Below are 3035 nucleotides of genomic sequence, written 5' to 3'. Positions count from 1 at the left end.
CTGCTCAGAGATAGGCAGGATGCGATCGCTTCTTTCCTGAACCATGTTCAGGAGAGTTCAGCGTGAATGTATCAGGAACGGTTCGAGCCGCAGGGATCAGTGGGTGGCGCTCAGTTCCTTGGTTGGGCAGCATTGCAGAGCAGCAGGGCATCTGGATCCCAAAGGATCTGCCCATCAAGAGCCATTCTCCCCAACACCGGCATTCCTACTTGGGCTTCCAGGCGCGGGATCAAAGTTGCATCCAGCTTTTCCAAGGCTTGGGGATCCCCAGTTTCGGTCAGGGATCCAATCAGCACCCACCCCAAACCGCAGGCCTTGGCTTGGCGCAACAGGGCGGCAAAAGCGGCAGCTTGGCTCAGAGCGGCCTCCCGCTGCAGCGTCAGCAGCAAGCTCAACCCCCACGCATGGGCCAGATCCGCCCAAGTTTGGCCTGGCCCCAGGGGATCGGCAACGCTGCCCGGCAAAACCAGTAGGGGATCTTTTTCTCCTGCCCACTCGGAGATTTGTTGCCAGAGGGCCTTTAGCTGAGCTTCCGAAGGGTTGGGATCCACACTGAGCCGGCCCCAAGGGCGTTGAACCACCTGCTGCCAAGCGTCGGCCACTGCCGTAGCTCCTGGGATCCCCGGCCAGGTGTTGGCCACCATCACCTTCATGGCTCTGCCTCCCATAGGGCGAGAAACTCCGGCTGGATCTCGAAGCCAAACACCAAAGCCATATCCCGCAGCATGGAGACGGATCCCAGGTTCTGCTGCTTAAACCACCGCATCAACACAAAGATCTTCTGATAGACAAAGATCTCCAACGCTTCTGGGTTGTAAACAATGCCCTCCCGAGGGTTGAATTGGTGGGGCACCATCATAGCCGCGTAACGGGCGAGTTCTCCTTGGCGCCAATTGAGAAAGTAGGGCATCCAGGGGTAGACTGTATCCCAACGAATAAACCACAGGCGCACCTCCGGGATCTCGGACAGCTCCCGCGGATCCTCAGGGCTGCGCGGCCAATCGATGGCGCATTGCACCTGCTGGGCAGCACGCACGGGATCGGCCATCAAGGTTTTCACCAGCTCATGGCCGGGGGTGAGATCCAGAGTTTGAATGGCCTTGGCAGGAAGGTAGAGGGTAATCGGCACGGCAACACAGCTATCTGGCTTGCAAATGCAGCTTATCTCAGCTCTGCTCTGTCTTGCTCGCCACTGGGATCCCTAGACGGGTGAGATCCAGGGCAAAACCTGCCGTTACCAAAAACACTTGGTCGGCCAGGGGAGCCAGCCTTTGGGTCAGTTCCCCCATCCGATCCCGAAACCGCCGCCCCAGTGGGTAAGCGGGCACCACCCCCCAGCCCACCTCTTCAGACACCAGGAGGATCTCCCCTCTATGGCTTTGCAAGGTTGCCAAGAAGGATTGCACCAAGGGATCCCATTCTGAAGAGGGACAGTCTAGGCCCTGCGCCACCCATCCCCCCAGCGAATCCACCAGCGCACAACAGGGCTGGGGCAACTTTTGCAGTTCTGCCCCCAAGTCCCTCCCGGTTTCCCAAGTCTGCCAACTGGAAGGCCGCCGTTGCCGGTGCTGTTGAACGCGCTCTGCCCATTCTGGATCCGTCTTGGGATCGGGTTTCGGCCCGGTAGCCAGGTAGATAACCGGCAAGCCCGAAGCCGCAGCCAAACCCTCTGCCAGCCGGCTTTTGCCAGAGCGCACAGGGCCGCAGATCAGCACAATCGACATTACGCTGGAAATCCACTGACGCTTGAGATTAACCTAACAACAGCGCACTTGAACTTCAGGCTCAAAAGCTCGACCATGACAGATCCCAAGCCAATATCTCCGCCTGAACAAAAGGCTGCTTCGGCCTCTTTTCGATCTGCTCAACCGCTCTGGCTCAGCCTAGCGCTGGGGATCACCACTGCTCCCGTTTTGTTGGGCTTGGTCTTGGCAGATCGGGCCGGGAAATGGCTGGGATCCCTGAGCTGGGAAGATCCGGGTTGGTGGCTGGGGGAGCGGCTGCCCAACTTAGACAGCGCCCCGCTACAGGCCCATGAGCAACAACGCAAAAACTCTGCCCCGGTCGAGAACCCCTAGCTTCTCTGTCACTTTCGTATCATAGGAAAGCGAACTAGCAGCAGGAGTTAACAGCCTTTGCGTAGACCGGCCAAACCGTCTCAGGAGTTCGCCTCCACATTCTCGGGGGTGCTGTTCTGGCTGAGCGCGTTTCTCTTCACAACGGTGTTGAGTGCTTGTCTGGGCTACCTATTTGGTCAGCGAGCTCTATCGGGGGTTTCTTCTCCCGTCACCGGCTCCGGTCAGGCTTCTCGCTCCCGCGAAGTTCGGGATCCCCGTACTGTGCCTTTGCTGAACGAGGCTGAGGTAATTGCAGCAGCCGAAGCCAGCCTTCGTCCGTCCCCAACTCCCACCCCCCTCTTTACCCCAGCACCCACGCCGGTTGCAACTCCCACTCCAACACCCACCCCCAGATTGTCTCCTGAATTGGCGGCGGCCCCGTCGCCAACTCCTCGCCCCGCCACTCCATCTCCTCCACCTCCCCGTCCGCGTCAGCAGGACGGAGTTCCTGCCCCGCCGGCGCCCACACCACCTCCGCCCCCCCTACCAATTGCCGCCGGTGGACAGGTCTCTATGCAGGTGCTCTCGGTTCGTCGCGAGGGAAGCCAAGTGGTTCTGAATGTAGCTATGCAAAACAACTCGGCAGAGACGGTGCGCTTTCTCTATAGCTTCCTGAACATTACTGACGACAATGGACGGTCAATCAACGCGCTCACCCAGGGTTTGCCGGGGGAGCTGCCCCCCAATAGCCAAGTCTTCCAGGGAACCATCCGCATCCCAGCCTCGAGCCTAGCCGGATCCCGATCCCTGTCCCTGAGTTTGGCTGATTACCCCAGCCGCCGCCACCGAGTGGGAGCCAGTGGGATCCCAGTGCCGCCGTAACACCCCTCTTCCTTTAGCTTCAGCTAGAAATCGCAGGAGCCCCGCACTGTACCCGTAGGGTCACTGCCGGGAGGAATGCGCTTTGATGAAGTACAA

General features: G+C 59.6%; 5 protein-coding genes. 2 read left to right on the top strand and 3 right to left on the bottom strand.

The features are described 5' to 3' along the window. Nucleotides 1-110: 110 nt before the first annotated feature. From NW834_RS13540 to cobU, 3 genes are read right to left on the bottom strand one after another with little or no spacing between them, the layout of a single operon-like run. Nucleotides 111-653, bottom strand: coding sequence for a hypothetical protein (locus tag NW834_RS13540; RefSeq protein WP_414426352.1), 543 nt, complete (start codon nucleotides 651-653; stop codon nucleotides 111-113). Further along, complete coding sequence (locus NW834_RS13535) at nucleotides 650-1129, bottom strand: CRR6 family NdhI maturation factor (protein ID WP_011432033.1); 480 nt, start codon at nucleotides 1127-1129, stop codon at nucleotides 650-652. Before NW834_RS13535 ends, NW834_RS13540 begins: the two co-directional genes overlap by 4 nt. A gap of 37 nt (nucleotides 1130-1166) precedes the next feature. Next, nucleotides 1167-1724 (bottom strand): bifunctional adenosylcobinamide kinase/adenosylcobinamide-phosphate guanylyltransferase, encoded by a 558-nt coding sequence (gene cobU, locus NW834_RS13530; RefSeq protein WP_414416951.1) that lies wholly within the window; start codon nucleotides 1722-1724, stop codon nucleotides 1167-1169. Between the two features lie 75 nt (nucleotides 1725-1799). On the opposite strand from cobU, the gene NW834_RS13525 reads away from it, so the two are divergent. Further along, nucleotides 1800-2078, top strand: coding sequence for a hypothetical protein (locus NW834_RS13525; RefSeq protein ID WP_041436124.1), 279 nt, complete (start codon nucleotides 1800-1802; stop codon nucleotides 2076-2078). A 57-nt stretch (nucleotides 2079-2135) separates the two neighbouring features. Beyond that, nucleotides 2136-2939, top strand: a complete 804-nt coding sequence (locus NW834_RS13520; protein ID WP_414419682.1) for a hypothetical protein — start codon at nucleotides 2136-2138, stop codon at nucleotides 2937-2939. The last annotated feature ends 96 nt before the right edge of the window (nucleotides 2940-3035 follow it).

This window comes from Synechococcus sp. R60.1 (assembly GCF_047461835.1).
Classification (GTDB): domain Bacteria; phylum Cyanobacteriota; class Cyanobacteriia; order Thermostichales; family Thermostichaceae; genus Thermostichus.
Note: the sequence above shows the minus strand (reverse complement) of the source record. Positions and strands in the feature narration are given on the sequence as shown.

Coding starts and splice junctions, on each gene's coding strand:
- cobU (WP_414416951.1), bottom strand. CDS start 1,724: ATGTCGATTGTGCTGATCTGCGGCCCTGTGCGCTCTGGCAAAAGCCGG.
- NW834_RS13525 (WP_041436124.1), top strand. CDS start 1,800: ATGACAGATCCCAAGCCAATATCTCCGCCTGAACAAAAGGCTGCTTCG.
- NW834_RS13540 (WP_414426352.1), bottom strand. CDS start 653: ATGAAGGTGATGGTGGCCAACACCTGGCCGGGGATCCCAGGAGCTACG.